The sequence below is a fragment of the Paraburkholderia sp. PAMB 6770 genome (genome assembly GCF_057748135.1).
In genome coordinates, this window is the sequence record NZ_CM173238.1 from 1994519 (window position 1) to 2011059 (window position 16541).

Annotated in this window: 14 protein-coding genes; 7 read left to right on the plus strand and 7 right to left on the minus strand. The window is 67.5% G+C overall.

The window, feature by feature from the left end:
• Window positions 1–8 precede the first annotated feature (8 nt).
• The 6 genes from AC3AP7_RS09065 to AC3AP7_RS09090 all read left to right on the plus strand — a co-directional run bounded on the left by AC3AP7_RS09065 (window position 9) and on the right by AC3AP7_RS09090 (window position 6125).
• Entirely contained in the window at window positions 9–905 is an 897-nt protein-coding gene (locus tag AC3AP7_RS09065; RefSeq protein ID WP_475763817.1) for a polysaccharide deacetylase family protein, read from the plus strand.
• 191 nt (window positions 906–1096) lie between these two features.
• The gene (locus tag AC3AP7_RS09070) at window positions 1097–1558 is read left to right on the plus strand and encodes a peroxiredoxin (RefSeq protein ID WP_475763816.1); all 462 of its coding nucleotides are present in this window, start codon (window positions 1097–1099) and stop codon (window positions 1556–1558) included.
• A 102-nt stretch (window positions 1559–1660) separates the two neighbouring features.
• On the plus strand, window positions 1661–1792 hold the full coding sequence (locus tag AC3AP7_RS09075) for a hypothetical protein (protein WP_475763814.1): 132 nt from the start codon (window positions 1661–1663) through the stop codon (window positions 1790–1792).
• A gap of 105 nt (window positions 1793–1897) precedes the next feature.
• Window positions 1898–3727 carry a PhoH family protein gene (locus tag AC3AP7_RS09080; RefSeq protein WP_475763812.1) on the plus strand — a complete coding sequence of 610 codons (1830 nt, stop codon included), beginning with the start codon at window positions 1898–1900 and terminating at the stop codon, window positions 3725–3727.
• A gap of 223 nt (window positions 3728–3950) precedes the next feature.
• Window positions 3951–5102 (plus strand): C40 family peptidase, encoded by a 1152-nt coding sequence (locus AC3AP7_RS09085; protein ID WP_475763811.1) that lies wholly within the window; start codon window positions 3951–3953, stop codon window positions 5100–5102.
• A gap of 216 nt (window positions 5103–5318) precedes the next feature.
• The gene (locus AC3AP7_RS09090) at window positions 5319–6125 is read left to right on the plus strand and encodes an SDR family NAD(P)-dependent oxidoreductase (RefSeq protein ID WP_475763809.1); all 807 of its coding nucleotides are present in this window, start codon (window positions 5319–5321) and stop codon (window positions 6123–6125) included.
• A 15-nt stretch (window positions 6126–6140) separates the two neighbouring features.
• Here the strand turns inward: AC3AP7_RS09090 and AC3AP7_RS09095 are convergent, their stop codons facing one another.
• The 5 genes from AC3AP7_RS09095 to AC3AP7_RS09115 all read right to left on the minus strand — a co-directional run bounded on the left by AC3AP7_RS09095 (window position 6141) and on the right by AC3AP7_RS09115 (window position 11980).
• The gene (locus tag AC3AP7_RS09095) at window positions 6141–7151 is read right to left on the minus strand and encodes an inorganic phosphate transporter (protein ID WP_475763807.1); all 1011 of its coding nucleotides are present in this window, start codon (window positions 7149–7151) and stop codon (window positions 6141–6143) included.
• Window positions 7151–7777, minus strand: a complete 627-nt coding sequence (locus AC3AP7_RS09100) for a DUF47 domain-containing protein (protein ID WP_475763805.1) — start codon at window positions 7775–7777, stop codon at window positions 7151–7153. The genes AC3AP7_RS09095 and AC3AP7_RS09100 overlap by 1 nt, the downstream gene beginning before the upstream one ends.
• Before the next feature lie 347 nt (window positions 7778–8124).
• Window positions 8125–9258 (minus strand): lactonase family protein, encoded by a 1134-nt coding sequence (locus AC3AP7_RS09105; RefSeq protein ID WP_475763804.1) that lies wholly within the window; start codon window positions 9256–9258, stop codon window positions 8125–8127.
• A 470-nt stretch (window positions 9259–9728) separates the two neighbouring features.
• Window positions 9729–10616, minus strand: coding sequence for a helix-turn-helix domain-containing protein (locus AC3AP7_RS09110; RefSeq protein WP_488324811.1), 888 nt, complete (start codon window positions 10614–10616; stop codon window positions 9729–9731).
• A gap of 341 nt (window positions 10617–10957) precedes the next feature.
• Window positions 10958–11980 carry a porin gene (locus tag AC3AP7_RS09115; RefSeq protein WP_475763800.1) on the minus strand — a complete coding sequence of 341 codons (1023 nt, stop codon included), beginning with the start codon at window positions 11978–11980 and terminating at the stop codon, window positions 10958–10960.
• 358 nt (window positions 11981–12338) lie between these two features.
• Here AC3AP7_RS09115 and AC3AP7_RS09120 point away from each other — a divergent pair, with 358 nt between their 5' ends.
• Window positions 12339–13301 carry a hypothetical protein gene (locus AC3AP7_RS09120; protein WP_475763798.1) on the plus strand — a complete coding sequence of 321 codons (963 nt, stop codon included), beginning with the start codon at window positions 12339–12341 and terminating at the stop codon, window positions 13299–13301.
• Between the two features lie 204 nt (window positions 13302–13505).
• Here the strand turns inward: AC3AP7_RS09120 and AC3AP7_RS09125 are convergent, their stop codons facing one another.
• Together AC3AP7_RS09125 and AC3AP7_RS09130 are read right to left on the minus strand one after the other, a co-directional pair.
• A complete protein-coding gene (locus AC3AP7_RS09125; protein ID WP_475763796.1) occupies window positions 13506–15404 on the minus strand; it encodes a hypothetical protein in 1899 nt (632 codons plus the stop codon).
• A gap of 143 nt (window positions 15405–15547) precedes the next feature.
• A complete protein-coding gene (locus tag AC3AP7_RS09130) occupies window positions 15548–16534 on the minus strand; it encodes a DODA-type extradiol aromatic ring-opening family dioxygenase (RefSeq protein WP_475763794.1) in 987 nt (328 codons plus the stop codon).
• Window positions 16535–16541 lie beyond the last annotated feature (7 nt).

The window sequence follows — 16541 nt, forward strand, 5'->3', positions numbered from 1 at the left end:
GCCGCGCCTTGCCACGCATCGTCCTGAAGATCGACGTCGACACGCTGCGCGGCACCCGCGAGGGCGTGCCGAATCTCGCGCGCATCTTCGACCGCTTCAAGGCGCGCGCCACCTTCCTGTTCAGCCTCGGGCCCGACCATACCGGCTGGGCGATGCGCCGCGTGCTGCGGCCGGGTTTCCTGCAGAAGGTGTCGCGCACGTCGGTCGTCGAGCACTACGGCATTCGCCAGCTGATGTACGGCGTGCTGCTGCCGGGGCCGGACATCGGCGTGCGCGCAGCCGCGCAGATGCGGGCGATCCACGAAGCCGGCTTCGAATGCGGGATCCACACGTGGGACCACGTCTACTGGCAGGACAACGTGCGCACGCGCGGCCACGCGTGGACGGTCGTGCAGATGCAGCACAGTCACGCGCGCTTCGTCGAGATCTTCGGCGCGCCGCCTGCCACGCACGGCGCCGCCGGCTGGCAGATGAACGACGACGCGTTCGCCCAGCTCGACGCCTGGGGCATGCGCTACGCGTCCGACGGCCGCGGCCACACGCCGTATTTTCCGGTGGTCGGCGGCCGCACGCTCGCCCACGTGCAGATGCCCACCACGCTGCCGACGCTCGACGAAGTGCTCGGCGTCGACGGTGTCGATGTGGACAACGTCGCGGCCTGGATGCTCCGGCGCACGGAAAACACGCCGCACGACCAGGTGTTCACGCTGCATGCGGAACTCGAAGGGCAGAAGCTCGCACCGGTGTTCGTGCAACTGCTCGAAGGCTGGCGCGCGCAGGGCCATACGTTCGCCACGATGGGCGACTACCATGCGACGCTGGACCGCAGCACGCTGCCATCGTACCCTGTCACGTGGGGTGAAATCCCCGGCCGCTCCGGCGAGCTGATCGTCCAGCCGTCGTGAGCGCGGTGACCGGCACACGCGCTGGAATACGCGCTGGAATACCCGTGCGCCGCGCGGCACGCCGCGCCGCATCCATCCCCTGACCAGCCATCGAAGCCGCCGTCTACGCCGCCAACCAAGCCGCCAACCAAGCCAGGCCCCGCAAGCGCACCGCAGCGCGCGCCCGCGAGCCCTCATAACCGGAGAACCCTGTGCCCATTGCAGTCGACCAACCCGTCCCCGACTTCAGCGCCGCCGCGACCGGCGGCGACATCGCGCTGTCCAGTCTGCGGGGCAAGAAGGTGGTGCTGTATTTCTACCCGAAGGACAACACGCCGGGCTGCACGACCGAAGGCCTGCAGTTCCGCGACCTGTATCCGCGCTTTCAGAAGGCCGGCGCAGAAGTGCTCGGCGTGTCGCGCGACAGCCTGCGCTCGCACGAGAACTTCAAGGCGAAGCTCGAACTGCCGTTCCCGCTGATTTCCGATCCGCAGGAGACGCTCTGCGCGCTGTTCGATGTCATCAAAATGAAGAAAATGTATGGCAAGGAAGTGCGCGGCATCGAGCGCTCGACGTTCCTGATCGACGCGTCCGGCGTGCTGCGCGAGGCATGGCGCGGCGTGAAGGTGCCCGGTCACGTCGAGCACGTGCTGGAGGCTGTACAAGCGTTGTGAGGCGGGTTATATTGGGCTGCAATGAGTGCCTGCCCACCCCATTCTTTCCGCAGTTGCGCCGCACGCCGCGCCTCCCTCACCGGAGCCGTGAGGCGCACCGCGATGACCGAAGTCAAGCCGCTTGTCCCGGTTGCCGGGACAGCGGCTTTTTTCATGGTGCGCCGCCCGTTTGCCGGGTGGTCACGCGCCCTCGTCAAGGAGCCGATCGAAAACCAGGCGAACCGGCATTTTTAACCGATGGCGCGCCACCGGGCGCAAACTGCAGCCGCCGCGGCGGAGCCCCTTGCAGGATGCGACAGGCGGCGCACGATATGCGACCCGTTTTTCCCGAGGGAAACCATGCCTTTGCCTACCGCACCCAGCAAGCTCGGCAACCTGTTGTCGCCTGACGAATACACCGCCCGGGCCACGCCGACGCGCGGCGCCCGCAAGCAAAGCGCCGCCGCCCAGGCGGAGACCGCCGATTACGGCCAGCCGGGCAGCGTCGCGGCGCCGATGGTGCCGGCCGCCAACGCGGCCACCACGCTGCGTCCGGTCGCCGCCGAACGCGCGGACGGCGCCGAAGCCGCCGCGCCCGCCCGCGGCCGCAAAACGCGCCAGACCGCGGCCCTGCTGCAGCCGGTCGCCCCGGCCCCGGCCGCGGCACGCGACACAGCGGCAGCGGAACCCGTGGTCGCCCGGGCCGGCAAGGAGCCGGCCGCAGCAGTGGCCGCTGCGCCCGCCGACAAACCGCGCGGCACGACGAAGCGGCGCACGGGCGCGGCCGTCGAAGCGGAGGTCCGCAAGCTCTTCGTGCTCGACACGAACGTGCTGATGCACGATCCGACGTGCCTGTTCCGCTTCGAGGAGCACGACGTCTATCTGCCGATGATGACGCTCGAGGAGCTCGACAACCACAAGAAGGGGATGTCGGAGGTCGCGCGCAACGCACGCCAGGTGAGCCGCACGCTCGATTCGCTGGTGGCCAACGCGGGCGGCATCGCCGAGGGCATTCCGCTGTCGCGCCTCGGCAGCCGCGAAGCCGCCGGACGCCTGTACTTCCAGACCACGCTGACCGACATCGAGCCTGTCGAAGGCCTGCCGCAAGGCAAGGCGGACAACCAGATCCTCGGCGTCGTGCGGGCGCTGCAGCGCGAGCGGGCGGACCGCCAGGTCGTGCTGGTGTCGAAGGACATCAACATGCGCATCAAGGCGCATGCGCTCGGTCTGCCCGCGGAGGACTATTTCAACGACCAGGTCCTCGAAGACAAGGACCTGCTCTACAGCGGCATCCGCGCGCTGCCGCAAGACTTCTGGGCCCGCCACGCGAAGGGCATGGAAAGCTGGCAGGACACCAAGACCGGTACCACCTACTACCGCGTGACCGGTCCGCTGTGCGCGTCGATGCTCGTCAACGAGTTCGTCTATCTGGAGCCGCAGAACGGCGAGCCCGCGTTCCATGCGCTGGTGCGCGAGATCAACGGCAAGACGGCGCTGCTGCAGACGCTACGCGACTACGGTCACCACAAGAACAACGTGTGGGGCATCACCGCGCGCAACCGCGAGCAGAATTTCGCGCTGAACCTGCTGATGAATCCCGAGATCGATTTCGTCACGCTGCTCGGCCAGGCCGGCACCGGCAAGACGCTCGTCGCGCTCGCGGCGGGGCTCGCGCAGGTGCTCGACGACAAGCGCTACAACGAGATCATCGTCACGCGCGCGACGGTGCCGGTCGGCGAGGACATCGGCTTTCTGCCGGGCACCGAGGAAGAGAAGATGCAGCCGTGGATGGGCGCCTTCGACGACAACCTCGAAGTGCTGCAGAAGACCGACGACGCCGCCGGCGAATGGGGGCGCGCCGCGACGCAGGAACTGATCCGCTCGCGCCTGAAGATCAAGAGCATGAACTTCATGCGCGGGCGCACGTTCGTCGACAAGTACCTGATCATCGACGAGGCGCAGAACCTCACGCCCAAGCAGATGAAGACGCTCGTCACGCGCGCCGGTCCGGGCACGAAGATCATCTGCCTCGGCAACATCGCGCAGATCGACACGCCGTACCTGACCGAAGGCAGCTCGGGGCTCACCTACGTGGTGGACCGCTTCAAGGGCTGGGCGCATAGCGGCCACGTGACGCTCGCGCGCGGCGAACGCTCGCGGCTCGCCGATTACGCGTCCGACATCCTGTAGCCGGCCCCGGCCCCGCGCCGCGCGCCCCCGACAACCGCGTCCCGCTTCCCGCCGGACGCGGTTTTTTCTTGCGCGCGCGCCGGACCGCTCAAGCCGCGCAAAGGCAACAGTTAGCGCGCGAACTTCAAGTAATTGATTAACTTTGCTTGCCGAAGCCCCGGCGCACCGGCTACCATCGCGACATCCCCTGCCTTAAGCGGTTGCTTACGCCCGCCTTGCCTGCATGCGCCGACTCGGGTTCTCGCTGCTGATCCTGCTGCTGCTCGCTGCGTGCTCCAGCGCACCGCCGCGCGCGTCGCGCAGCGCGGGCGGCTATGCGTGGAAGCCGGGCAACGCTTACCGCACGGTGCCGCGCGGCTTTCCGGATTTCGTCGATCACAGCATCGGGCGCGAGGAGATTTCGATCGAGGCGATGGGTCTTGTCGGCGTCCCGTACCGCTGGGGCGGCAATACGCCTGAAAGCGGCTTCGATTGCAGCGGGCTCGTTCGCTACGTCGTCGCGCGGGCGGCATCGATCGAGCTGCCGCGCACCACCGCGCAGTTGAGCGTGACCGGCGTGCCGATCCAGCCCGACGAGATCGCCTCAGGCGATCTCGTGTTCTTCGATACCGACGGCCGGCCGCATTCGCACGTCGGCATCTATGTCGGCAAGCTGCGCTTCGTCGACGCGCCGTCGACGGGCGGCACGGTGCGCATCGATTATCTGAACAATCCGTATTGGGCGCGCCATTTCGACGGCATCCGGCGCGTCGCGCCGCCGCAGCATCTGCCGACGCCGTTCGACACGCCGGTCTACCAGGCCGCGACGCCAGTGCCCGCGCCGTCGCAGGGTGCGGCGGAGACGACCTCGCCTGCGCCGGCGCTCGCCGATGCGCGGACGGCGCCGGTCGTCGCCCCTGCCCCTGCCGCGGCCGCGCCTGCGCCTGCGCCTGCCGCCGATGTCGCCGCTCTTCCTCCTGGCGCCCCTGTCGCCGCCCGCAGCGCGCCCCCGGCAGCGACCGGTGCCGACGCGTTCGAGCCGCCTCCGGCGACGCTGCGTGCCGCGCAATGGCAAGCGCGCGAAGCCGGCGCGACGACGCCGGGCAGCACTTCGCCCGACATGGCCGCCGCGCGCCTCCAGGCCAACGTCAACGCCGGCGCCAGCGTCGACGCCGACGGCACGGCAAGCGCTGCGCAAGCCGCCGACCCAATCGATGCGGCCGCCAATGCGTATGTCGCGCCGCCGTCCGCGCCTGCCACGGCGCCCGTCATCGAGCCCGACGCTGCACAGACGGGCACGGTGCGGATCATCCGCGCGTCGACGCGCTCGTCCGCGCTCCCGGCGCCCACGCAAACCGACGACGATCCGATCGCGCGCTTCGCCAACAGCCAGTGATATCCGCGCGCCGCGGCGTGTTGTACGCCCGTTTTTCGTCTGTTCCTCGCCCTCGTCCTCGTCCTCGTCCTCGTCCTCGCCCTCGTCCCTCGCCCCTCGCCCGCCTGCGCCGGGCCCGGGCCTACGCGACGACGCACCCGCACACCCGCGCGCGGCCCGCGCCCGTTCGCGCGATCTGCTATCGTCTGGCGTATCGGTGCGACCGCGAGGGTGATCATGGAGCTGGGGCTGAAGGACAAGGTGGTGCTCGTCACGGGCGGCAGCAAAGGGATCGGGCTCGCGTGCGCGCACGCGTTCGGCGCCGAGGGCGCGAAGGTGGCGATCGTCTCGCGCGATCCCGCCAATCTGGCCCGCGCGCGCGAGCAACTGGCGAGCGCCGGCCTGCGCGTGCATCTGGCGCGCGCCGACCTGCACGAGCCGCACGGCGCGGCCGACGTCGTCGAAGAAGTGTGGAATGCGCTCGGCCCGATCGACGTGCTCGTCAACAGCGCGGGCGCCGCGCGCCGCTACGATCCGGAAACGCTCGACGCGGCCGCCTTCCGCGCGACGATGGACGCGAAATACTTTCCGTACATCTACCCGCAGCAGGAGGTGCTGCGGCGCATGGTCGAGCGCGTGAAGTCGGGGGAGGCCGCGCAGCCGGGGACGATCGTCAACATCATCGGCATGGGCGGCAAGGTCGCGAGCGACATCCACATTGCAGGCGGCGCGGCCAATGCGGCGCTGATGCTCGCCACCGTCGGACTCGCGCACTACTACGCGCGCTACGGCATCCGCATCAACGCGATCAACCCGGGGGCGACGCTGACCGAGCGCGTCGAGGAGGCGCTGAAGCTCGAGGCCGACCGGGCGGGCGTGGATGTCGCCGCCGCGCGCGCGAGCGGCGAAGCGAAAGTGCCGCTCGGACGCTACGCGAAACCCGAGGAGATCGCCGATGTCGCGCTGTTCCTCGCGAGCCGCCGCGCCAGCTACGTGAGCGGCGCGATCGTGCCGATGGACGGCTGCAGCGCGCCGCTCATCTGAGCCGCGCGCCGGCGCTCACAGGAAGCGGTGGCCGAGCCACCAGCCGGCGGCGGCCAGCGCCGCCGATGCGGGAATCGTCAGGATCCAGGCCCACACGATGTTGCCGGCCACGCCCCAGCGCACCGCGCTCAGCTTGCGGGTCGCGCCGACGCCGACAATCGCGCCGGTGATCGTGTGGGTGGTGGATACCGGAATGCCGAGGAACGACGCGATAAAAAGCGTGATCGCCCCACCCGACTCCGCGCAGAAACCGCCGACCGGTTTCAGGTGCGTGATCTTCTGCCCCATCGTGCGCACGATGCGCCAGCCGCCGAACAGCGTGCCGAGCCCCATCGACAGATAACACGCGCCGATCACCCACACCGGCGGCGCGTCGGCGCCAGAGGACGCATAGCCGGTCGCGATCAGCAGCATCCAGATGATGCCGATCGTCTTCTGCGCGTCGTTGCCGCCGTGGCCGAGGCTGTACAGCCCCGCCGAAATCAGCTGCAGCCGCCTGAAACGGCGGTCCACCCGGCTCGGCGGCGTGCGGAAGTAGAGCCACGACACCGCCAGCATGAAGCATGAGCCGAGCACGAAGCCGAGCAGCGGCGACAGGATGATGAACGCCACGGTCTTCATCAGCCCGTCGAAGTTCAGCGCGTGCCAGCCGGACTTCGCGAGCGCCGAGCCGACGAGCCCGCCGATCAGCGCATGCGACGAACTCGACGGAATCCCGTAGTGCCAGGTGACGATGTTCCAGCCGATCGCGCCGACCAGCGCGCCGAACACCACATAGTGATCGACGATGCCCGGATCGATCGTGCCCTTGCCGACCGTCGCCGCGACTTTCAGGTGGAAGATGAAATACGCGATCACGTTGAACGCGGCCGCGAATGCCACCGCCTGCTGCGGCTTGAGCACGCCGGTCGACACGACGGTGGCGATCGAGTTCGCCGCGTCATGAAAGCCGTTCAGGAAGTCGAACACGAGCGAGACGGCGACCAGCAGTCCGACCGTCCAGAGAGCGAGCTGAATCGACTGCATTATGCGTTTTCCAGCACGATGCCTTCGATGATGTTCGCCACGTCCTCGCATTTGTCCGTGACGGTCTCCAGCAGTTCGTAGATCGCCTTGAGCTTGATCACGGTCTTGACGTTGTCTTCTTCGCGAAAGAGCTTCGACATCGCCGCGCGCAGCACGCGGTCGGCTTCCGATTCGAGCCGGTCGATCTCCTCGCAGGCCGCCAGGATCTGCCGCGCCTGCTTCATGTCCGACAGCAGCCGGACCGCCGACTGCACGTGCTCGCAGGTCGCGGTGCAGATGTGCGCGAGCTGGCTCGCCTCGGAGGTGACCGCCTGCACGTCGTACAGCGAGATCGCGGTGGCGACGTCCTCCAGCAGGTCGAGAATGTCGTCCATCGTCGTGATCAGCTTGTGGATCTCGTCGCGGTCGAGCGGCGTGATGAACGTCTTGTGCAGCAGGTCGATCACTTCATGCGTGAGCCGGTCGGCCGCTTTTTCGGCCTTCTGCACGTTCTGCTTGTGGGTCTCGGCCTGCGGCAGGTTGTCGATCAGCAACTCGAGCTCACGGCTCGCGGACACAATGCACGTGGCATGCTCGTTAAAGATTTCAAAAAACTTACCCTCAGTGGGCATGAATCGACCGAACATTGGCTTCCCGTTGAGAATATTTCTCGTTTATATTCAATGCGTTGCATGCAAAAACGACGCATGGCCCGCGACGCCGCGCGCGCTGCGGCACGGCATGACCGACATGTGACGCCCATGTGACCTGCATGTGACCTGCATGTGACAGACGGGATTCTAGCGGAAAGCACGGAGGGTGCGGACGATGGGCGCCGCCACCGGGAACGCCTCGTGGCGGGCATGGGTGTCGGCCGGCGCGTGCTGCCAGCCGCGCGGCCCGCGCCGCGCGCGCCTGCAAGGCAAGCGCGGGGGGGCGGCGCGAGACGGTCCCGTGGCCTGCGCGTTGCGCGCAGCGAACCACGGAGCAAGCGTTACTTCAGAAACGCAATGCTGACCGGCGTCGGCATCGCGACCGATTCGCCCGTGTCGATCAGCTTGCCGGACGCGGCATCGATGCGAAACTCGCTGACGTTGCCGCTGCGCTGGTTCGCAACCAGCAGCCACGTGCCGGACGGATCGATGCTGAAGCTCCACGGGTAGTCGCCGCCCGCGCCCGTGCGCTGGATCTGCGCGAGCATGCCGGTGCGCGGATCGACGCGAAACACGACAAGCTCGTTTTCGCCGCGGTCTTCCGCATACACGAATCGCCCGTCCGCGCTGAGCGCGATTTCGGCGCCGCTTTTCATGCCGCCGAATCCGGGACGGCTGAGCGGCACCGTCTGCACGAGCGTCAGACGCGCGTGCGCCGCCTCCCAGCGCAGCACCATCACCTCGGCGCTGAGTTCGGTCACCAGGTAGACGAACTGTCCGCTCGTGCCGAAGACGAGATGACGGGGGCCACTGCCCGGCGGCGCGACGAACGGGCGCGGATGGCGTACGGCATCCGCGGACAACGCATGAGTGGCCCGGTCGAAGCGGTAGATGAAGACGCGATCCGCGCCGAGATCGGGCACCAGCGCGTAGCCGCCCGACGGATCGACGACCGCGCTGTGCGCGTGCGCGCTCGCCTGCCGTCGCCGGTTCGGGCCGGACCCGGTCTCGGCGATCGTGGACACGCGCGCGCCGACGCGCCCGTCCGCGTCAAGCGCGACGCTCGACACGGAGCCGCTCGCGTAGTTGGCCGCGAGCAGCGTCATCGACGGCGCGTCCAGCGTCAGGTTCGTGGTGCCCCGTCCGCCGGACGCGACCGCGTTCAGCCGGTCGAGCGCGCCCGTTGCGCGATTCACCTTGTACGCAATGACGCTGCCCTCGTGCGTGTTGTCGTCGTCGACGCCATACAGCACCGGCAGAAACGGATGCGGAAGGAGCCACGTCGATTTCGGCCCCTGCGCGACGGTGCCGATCACGCTCAGCGTCCCGCTCGTCTCGTCCAGACGCAGCGCGCGAATCCGCGCCTGCTGCGTGCCGACGTAGACGAGTTCGGTCGGCGCGCCGGCGCGCGCAGCCAGAACGCTGCCGCATCCGCCGACGATGCCCGCTGACAGGGTCAGCCCGATGACTGCCACGATGAATCCATACCGCATCACGATCCGTCCAGATAAAAGGGAGTTGAAGGCCGCAGCGCCTCGCGCGGAGGTCGCGAAGCACCGCTATGCGCGCCGCGGCCTCGCTTGCCGGCGTGTCCGGGCGGCGCGGCAAAGGTGCGGCACATGCACACCACACGCTCAGCGAATGCTCAGCCAACGCGCAGCCAACATCGGCACGGCACCGCGCGGAACCGGCCAGCAGCAGCAGCAGCAGCAACGGCAACGGCAACAGCGGCAGCAGCGGCAACGGCAACGGCAACAGCGGCAGCAGCAGCGGCAGCGGCAGCGGCAGCGGCAGCGGCAGCGGCAGCGGCACGAGCAAGCGTATTCGTTTCGTGTCCGGCCGTCCCGGCACAAAAGTCCGATTCGCCGGGACTTTTTTGATCGCGGTGCGCTGGGGGCGCGGCGCTGCGGCGCGCGACGCGCGACGCGACGGCAGGCGACGCGCGCTACTGCGCGGTCCCGCCGCGATGCGGCTGCTGGCGCGCGGCCGCGCGGAACTGGCTCGGCGTCTCGCCGACCTCGCGGCGAAAGAAGCGCGTGAAGTACGCCGCGTCGGCAAAGCCGAGCCCGAACGCAATCTGCTCGACCGACAGGTTGCCGAATATGAGGTTGCGCTTGGCTTCCGTGATGATGCGCGCGTGGATCATCTTCGTCGGGCTTTGTTCGGCCGCGGATGCGCAGGCCGCGCGCAACTGGACCGGGGACACCGCCATCATCGCCGCGTAGTCCTGCAGCGACAGGTTGTCCCGGTAGTGCTGATCGATCAGCTTGCGGAAGCGATCGACGAGCCGGATGTCGTTGCGCGTGTCGCCCTCGTTGCCGCTGCGATCCAGATGCGCCTGCCGCAACAGCGTCAGCAGCACCAGCGTGACAAGCGCCTCCGTGCCCACGACGCGCCCCGCCGCATCGGATTCGACTTCCTGCTTGAGCCGCTCGACAAGGCCATGAAACGCGACGCCGGCCTCGCCCGCCCCCGCGAGCGGCACCACGCGCGGCAGCGCCCAAAGCGCGATGAACTCGGGGAGCTTCGCGTTCACCTGCGTGAGGTAGGCTTCTTCGATCGTGACGACCCAGCGGTCGACATCGACTTCGTAGTCGAGACCGTGCACGCATTCGGTCGGCAGCAGCAGCGCGCAGGGCCCTTCGAACGGCACGCTGCGGCCTTCGAGATTCATCACGCCGCGGCCGTTGCGCACGAAAATCACCTGGCCATAGGCGGGATGCGCATGCGGTTCGGTGCGCCAGCGGCCCCGGTCCGTGACGTGCCCGACGTGCACGAACCAGTGCGCTTCTTCAGGCCGCTCGACGTACAGACGGACCTTCGGCACGGTCATGCGCTTCGCGTTGCTGTCCCGCGCTCGCGGGCTCGTCGACCTCGCGCGAAGTGTCATACAGTCTCCTTTCTGATGCCGGTGTGCCCGCGGCCTTGTCGTGTGCGCCGTTCGCCACCGCGCGGCACGGGGCGCGGATGTCGCGCCGCGCATCGACTGAGCAAGCCACCCCGCGATCGACCGGTCGCCGCACCCCGTCCGGCGCGCGCCGGATCGCATCATCGCCCCGGCCGGAGACCGGAAAAAGAGACTGCATCTTTTCATACTATGCCGGCAGACGCGACCTGCGAATTACCCGGACGCGGCCGCCGCGCAGCGTGCGCGGCATGCATGCCCCGACACGCTCAGAACGCGTGCACGAGCCCGATCGTCACGCCGCGCGTATCCTCGCCGGCCGGAACGGCGATGCCCGCGTACGCGGTGCCGTTCAGACTGAACTGCGCCTGATTCCGGTTCTGGATCAGTCCGGCCGCGACATACAGCGTCGTCGTCTTCGAGAAGAAGTGCTCGTAAGCGGCGCCGACCTGCTGCGCGTTGTTTTCGTTGCCGGTGCGATCGTGCGCGTAGCCGTACATCAGCGCGAACTGGTCCGCCGGACCCAGCCGGTACGACGCCGAGGCCTCGTAGACGTCGCGCTTCACGCTGTCATCGGTTTGCCGCTCCGTGTGGTACGCGAGATAGAACCGCGCGTCGCCGACACCGAGCGACGATCCGGCGTTGAACACCTTCAGGATCGACGTGCCCGCCGCGTTGGCTGCCTGCTCGTAGGCGGCGGCCGCGCGCAGCGGCCCGTTCTCGTAACGCACGGCCGCGTTGTAGAACTGCATCCCGTTGGACGGCTTCGTCGTCCCGTCGCGCATCGCGACCATGAACTGCGCGCTCAGGCCCGCGATCGTCGGCGTGAAGTAGGAAATCGCATTGTTGACCCGCACGGTCAGACTGTTGAAGCTGTTCATCGGCGACGCGATGCTCATCACCGCCATCGGGTCCAGCTCGGGGTTCATGAAGATGTACTGCGGCGTATTCTGCAGTCCGAAACGCATTTCGCCGAACCCGCCCGACAGCCCGACCCAGGCTTGCCGGCTGAACGCATCGGCCGCATTCGACGCACCGCCGGTCGTGCTGTTGAAACCCTGTTCCAGCTGAAAGTTGACGTGCAGGCCAGCGCCGATGTCCTCGCTGCCTTTGAGCCCATAGCGGCTCGCGAACAACCCGCCGGACTCCGCGCGCACCACCGCTTCGGAACCGGCACTCTGATATTCGATGCTGTTGTCGAGCACGCCGTACAGCGTGACCGACGACTGGGCATGCGCGGGGACAGCGCACGCGGCCGCAATGCCGGATGCGACGAGAAGCAGTCTCTTCATGGAGTCTCCAATCTTTGTCTTGTTGTCGGACGGATGCGCGATCCGATCCCGTCCGCGCCGGCTGCGTGGTCCGGCCGAAACCGTGACTGCCGCACCGACCGAGGCAAGCATAGGTGAGCCCCCGCGACACGTCCTTATACAAAAGTCAGATTCGCTGGCACTTTTGAGTGGCGGCGAAAAGTGCCAGCGAATCTGATTTTTGTGTAAAGGCATGCGCACGGGCATCCCCTACCATCGCTTCACCCCTGCACGCAATACGTAGCGCCAGGCGGCCCCGGCCATCGCGCCCGCGGGGATTCCAGTGTCGGGAAACGACCACGTCTTGACTATCAGCATCAATTCCACAGTGGATGGAGACATGAGAAACATACCGGTTGCCTTGCGCGCGCCCGTCGTCGGCGTGACCCTCTATTGCTGTCTGATCCGGCTCGGCTACGCGGAGGAAAGCGTGACCGCGCCCAACGCGTCCGCGCCGCCGCAAACCCAGCAGGCCGATCCGAACGGCGCCGCGCCGCCGCAGACCGTCGGGCAATCCGACGAACCGCCGGCGGTGTGGAACGACACGTTTATCGGTTATCGCTGGGGGACGAATTTCCATTACCCGGGCGTGCCTTCGTCAGTGATGCAGAACGTCGGCTACCTCTCGACCATCGGCGGCTTCCGCTACGGGAGCTATGCGTTCAACGTCGACTATCTGGTGTCGAATGCGGCCAACCCGGAGGCCGGCGGCCCCGATAACGGCGGCGCACAGGAGGTGTACAGCGTCGGGCGCGTCGAACTGAGCGCCGGCAAGCTCTTCGGCCGCTATCTTGGCTACGGTTTCATCCGCGACTATGGCCTGACGCTCGGCTACGAGTTCGGCGTCAAGAACGATGCTTACGGCGAGCGCGCGCGCATGCTCGTGGCCGGTCCGACGGTCGAGTTCAGCGTCCCGCACGGCTACTGGAACCTCACCGCGGGCGTGCGCACCGAGAGCAATCACAACGGCATTACCGGCGTCGACGTGCACTTCAATCCCGCATGGCACATCGAAAGCTCGTGGCTCTACCCGTTCCGCGTGGGCCGCGTGCCGCTGGTGTTCCGCGGCTTCGCGAGCCTTACCGGGCCGAAAGGCGCGGACGGCTTCGGCGTCCAGACCACCACCGAGTTCCTGACCCGTCTCGCGCTGCTGGCCGATCTCGGTTCGTTCGCGGGACATCCACGCACGGTCTATGCGGGCGTCGGCTACGAGTACTGGTATCACATGTACGGCTCGCCCACGCACGAGACGACGGGCACGATCACTTCCGCACCAATGCTGATGGCGGAACTCCACTTCTGATCCGGCACACTGCGCGGCACCGGCGGCCGCTCGCGACCCGAGGCAACGGTCGCGAGCGGCCGTTTTGCCGTTTTGCGGGCGTCCCGCCGATGCGCCGCCGGCTGTGCACGGAATCGTCGCGCGGCGCTGCACGAACCGGCCGGGGACAAAAAAAAGCGCCGCGGACAGACACGGCGCAAAGTCACTGCTACTACAGGAGCCGGATTACTGTTTCGGAACGTAGAGCGGCATCGACTCTTCCCACAACGTGTCGGTGATCGCGTGCTGATCGCTGCCGTCCGCGTTCATCACCCAGTCCTGGCCGTCGGGCTGAAACGTGTTGTCGTACAGCGAAAGCTCGTCGCGGAACCCATAGACGCCGGAGCTGTAGGCGATGCGGCCGTCCCACGTCCACGTGGCATGCCCCTGGTTCGCGCCGGGCGTCGTCAGGCACTTCAGGTCCGAGCCGTCCGGGCGGATCGTGTACACGTCATAGTGGAACCGGTCCGGATCGTCCGGATTGACTTCCTTGCGCGTGAACACGATCTTGCTGCCGTCCGGCGACCAGTCCGGCAGGTTGTCCGGTTCGGTGGTCAGCACCGCGACCTTGCGGGTTGCGAGATCGAGAATGCGCAGCCCCTTGTCGGTCTCGCTCCACACGCGGTAGACGAGCTTCGTGCCATCCGGCGAGTAGCTCGGGAAGCCGGCGTTTTCCTTGCCGTCGGTCAGGAACTCGGGCTTGCCGTGCATGCTGCCGTCGGTCCTGATCCGCGCAATGCGGCCCGGCGTGTACGCGCGCGTGAAGAACCAGCCGCCGATGCCGAACGCCACCCACTTGCGATCCGGCGACCACGTCGGCTGGAACGCGCCGGCCAGACCCGCGGCGATCATCTTCGGATCGAGTCCGCTCGTCGAGGCATCGTAGAGGCGGCGATAGCCGGTAAAGTCCGTGTTCATGATCGCGATCGACGAATTGAACGCCTTTTCCGTGTAGACGAGCTGCTTGCCGTCGCGCGAGAGCTGCGGGAACACGTCGATGAAGCGGTAGTTCCACTGCGGATCGAAGCTGAACAGCGGCGTGCCGTTTGCGCGGACCGGGCGCATCGTGATCTTCTCGTAGACCATCTTCGTGCCGTCCCACGAGTAGCGCGGCGAGCGGATGCCGCTGCCCGCCGTCGGGCGCGCGTAGCCGGCCGTCGTATAGAGGCCCTCGTGATCGCCGCCCTTGATGTGATACGCGACGTTCGTCGCGCTCAGGTATTGCGGAAACACCTTGAAGCCCGGGCTGTCGGTCAGTGGCTTGCGCTCGCCTGTCGCCACGTCCACCTGCACGATCTGCGAGCTGACCTTGTTGATGAGTTCCGGACGATGCGCGCCCCACGTCGATTCCACCGGCGTCTCGTAGAACACCACATGCGTGCCGTCCGGCGACCACGAAGGCGAACCCTGCGCATAGCCCGCGCGCGTCGCGATCTCCCGGAAGCCGCTGCCGTCCGGGTGAATCACGTAGATGCTGGTTTCCTGCGTGCGCTCCCAGCCGACCGGCAGGTTGTGGCCGCGCCAGTCGCTGCCGATGTCCGAGGACAGCGCAAGCCACTTGCCGTCCGGCGACCACGACGGGCGAAAGAAGCTGTGCGGCTTGTCCGGATCGAAGCGGATGCCGCCGGTGACGTTATGCAGCGCGCCGGTCCGGATGTTCAGCGTCCAGATGTTGGTCGTGCCGAAACCATCCTTGCCGCGGCGCGACGAGACGAACGCGATCACGTCCGGGTCGGTCGGCGAAAAGACCGCCGCGTCGCTCACCGCGATGTGGTGTGTGAGCTGCTGAAGCCCCGTGCCGTTCACCCTGACGCGATACAGGCTCGACTGGCCGAGACCGTTGCGCTCGGACGTGAATACGACCCACTGCCCGTCCTTCGAGAACGACGCGTGATAATCGAAGCCGTCGCTCCTGAGCAGCCGGTGCGCGCCGGTGCCGTCCGCGTTGGCTAGATACAGCACCGAGGTCACCGGACCGATGCGGTACAACAGCAGATCGCCTTTCTTCCCGCCGGCGGCCGCATGAGCGAGCGGCGCACCGGCGATGGCGCCCGCCACGGCCACGCAGGGCACCAGTTTTTTCAAAGCATCTGGAACATGCACAGTACCTGTCTCCTCTTTTTTCCCTGTTCATCCATCGAATCTGCCACCGCCCGATGCGCGCGGATCCGGCATCGCAACGTCGCACGGGCCGGCCCGCCGCCGCGTCGGGCGGCACGCGCCGCGCCTTACTCGCCGGCGCGCCAGTACATGAAGCCCATCCCTTCGCCGGTGCCGGCGGGCGTGCGCCAGCACGGCACGTAGTCCACCAGCGTCATGTGCGCGCCGGTCGCCTGCATCGCCTTCATCACGCTCACATAGAGCTTGATCTCGGAGGTGCCCGACTGATACGCGCGCTCGTCCACCGCAGCAAGACCGTCGTAGTCGTACGCGGCGAGCATCTTCATGATGCGGTGATCGAATTCCTCGTCGTTCACGAAGTGCGACAGGCCGCCGGATGCGAAGATGCCCACCCGCACGTCGTCGGGCCACGCGGCGATCGCATCCCGCAGCACGCGTCCGAACGCGATGCAGCGCGCCATCGACGGCTGCGTCGGCGGATAAAAACAGTTCATGATGACCGGCACGTGCGGCGGCGGATTGTCGTCCATGATCTGGTGATACACGAAGCTGTACGCGTGCGGCACCACCGGATAGTCGGGCAGCGGCTTCATCCACGTGTTGTCCGGCCATGCGAACAGATCGGTCAGATCGAAGCCCGCGCGCTGGAAATGCCCGATCAGCCAGTTCGCCAGCGCCGGATGGCAGCGGTGCGTGACGTGGTGCGCCGGCGCGTAGACGGGGCGCTGCGGCGGCCCGTTGTGCACCTCCTCGCCGGAATAGATGGCGATCGACGGCGAGCAGTCGGGGAAAATCTCCTTCTGGTCCTTGCCCAGAATGATCGCGACGTCGATGCGCGCATCGCGATACGCGGCCGCCATCCGGTCGAGCGCCGCGCGGCAGCGTGCCGCGCGCGCGGTACGCTCCTCGAGCGTCAGATACTTCGCGAACGCGGCCTCGCGGTGCGCTTCGAGTTCCGGGTAGGTCCAGGTGCGGTTCCGGTACCACAGTTCCGGGTTGTTGCGGTCGCGCTCGCCATTTTTCAGCCAGTCCTCCGGTGCCTGTCCGAGCATGCCGCTGTGCGGCACCGCCATCCCGAATACAATTTTCGCCATGTGTGAT

What these genes read in the sequence shown, in the direction of transcription:
- AC3AP7_RS09075 (WP_475763814.1), top strand. Translation starts at nt 1,661, where the DNA reads ATGACCGAAGTCAAGCCGCTTGTCCCGGTTGCCGGGACAGCGGCTTTT.
- AC3AP7_RS09080 (WP_475763812.1), top strand. Translation starts at nt 1,898, where the DNA reads ATGCCTTTGCCTACCGCACCCAGCAAGCTCGGCAACCTGTTGTCGCCT.
- AC3AP7_RS09085 (WP_475763811.1), top strand. Translation starts at nt 3,951, where the DNA reads ATGCGCCGACTCGGGTTCTCGCTGCTGATCCTGCTGCTGCTCGCTGCG.
- AC3AP7_RS09090 (WP_475763809.1), top strand. Translation starts at nt 5,319, where the DNA reads ATGGAGCTGGGGCTGAAGGACAAGGTGGTGCTCGTCACGGGCGGCAGC.
- AC3AP7_RS09095 (WP_475763807.1), bottom strand. Translation starts at nt 7,151, where the DNA reads ATGCAGTCGATTCAGCTCGCTCTCTGGACGGTCGGACTGCTGGTCGCC.
- AC3AP7_RS09100 (WP_475763805.1), bottom strand. Translation starts at nt 7,777, where the DNA reads ATGTTCGGTCGATTCATGCCCACTGAGGGTAAGTTTTTTGAAATCTTT.
- AC3AP7_RS09110 (WP_488324811.1), bottom strand. Translation starts at nt 10,616, where the DNA reads ATGACCGTGCCGAAGGTCCGTCTGTACGTCGAGCGGCCTGAAGAAGCG.
- AC3AP7_RS09115 (WP_475763800.1), bottom strand. Translation starts at nt 11,980, where the DNA reads ATGAAGAGACTGCTTCTCGTCGCATCCGGCATTGCGGCCGCGTGCGCT.
- AC3AP7_RS09120 (WP_475763798.1), top strand. Translation starts at nt 12,339, where the DNA reads ATGAGAAACATACCGGTTGCCTTGCGCGCGCCCGTCGTCGGCGTGACC.
- AC3AP7_RS09130 (WP_475763794.1), bottom strand. Translation starts at nt 16,534, where the DNA reads ATGGCGAAAATTGTATTCGGGATGGCGGTGCCGCACAGCGGCATGCTC.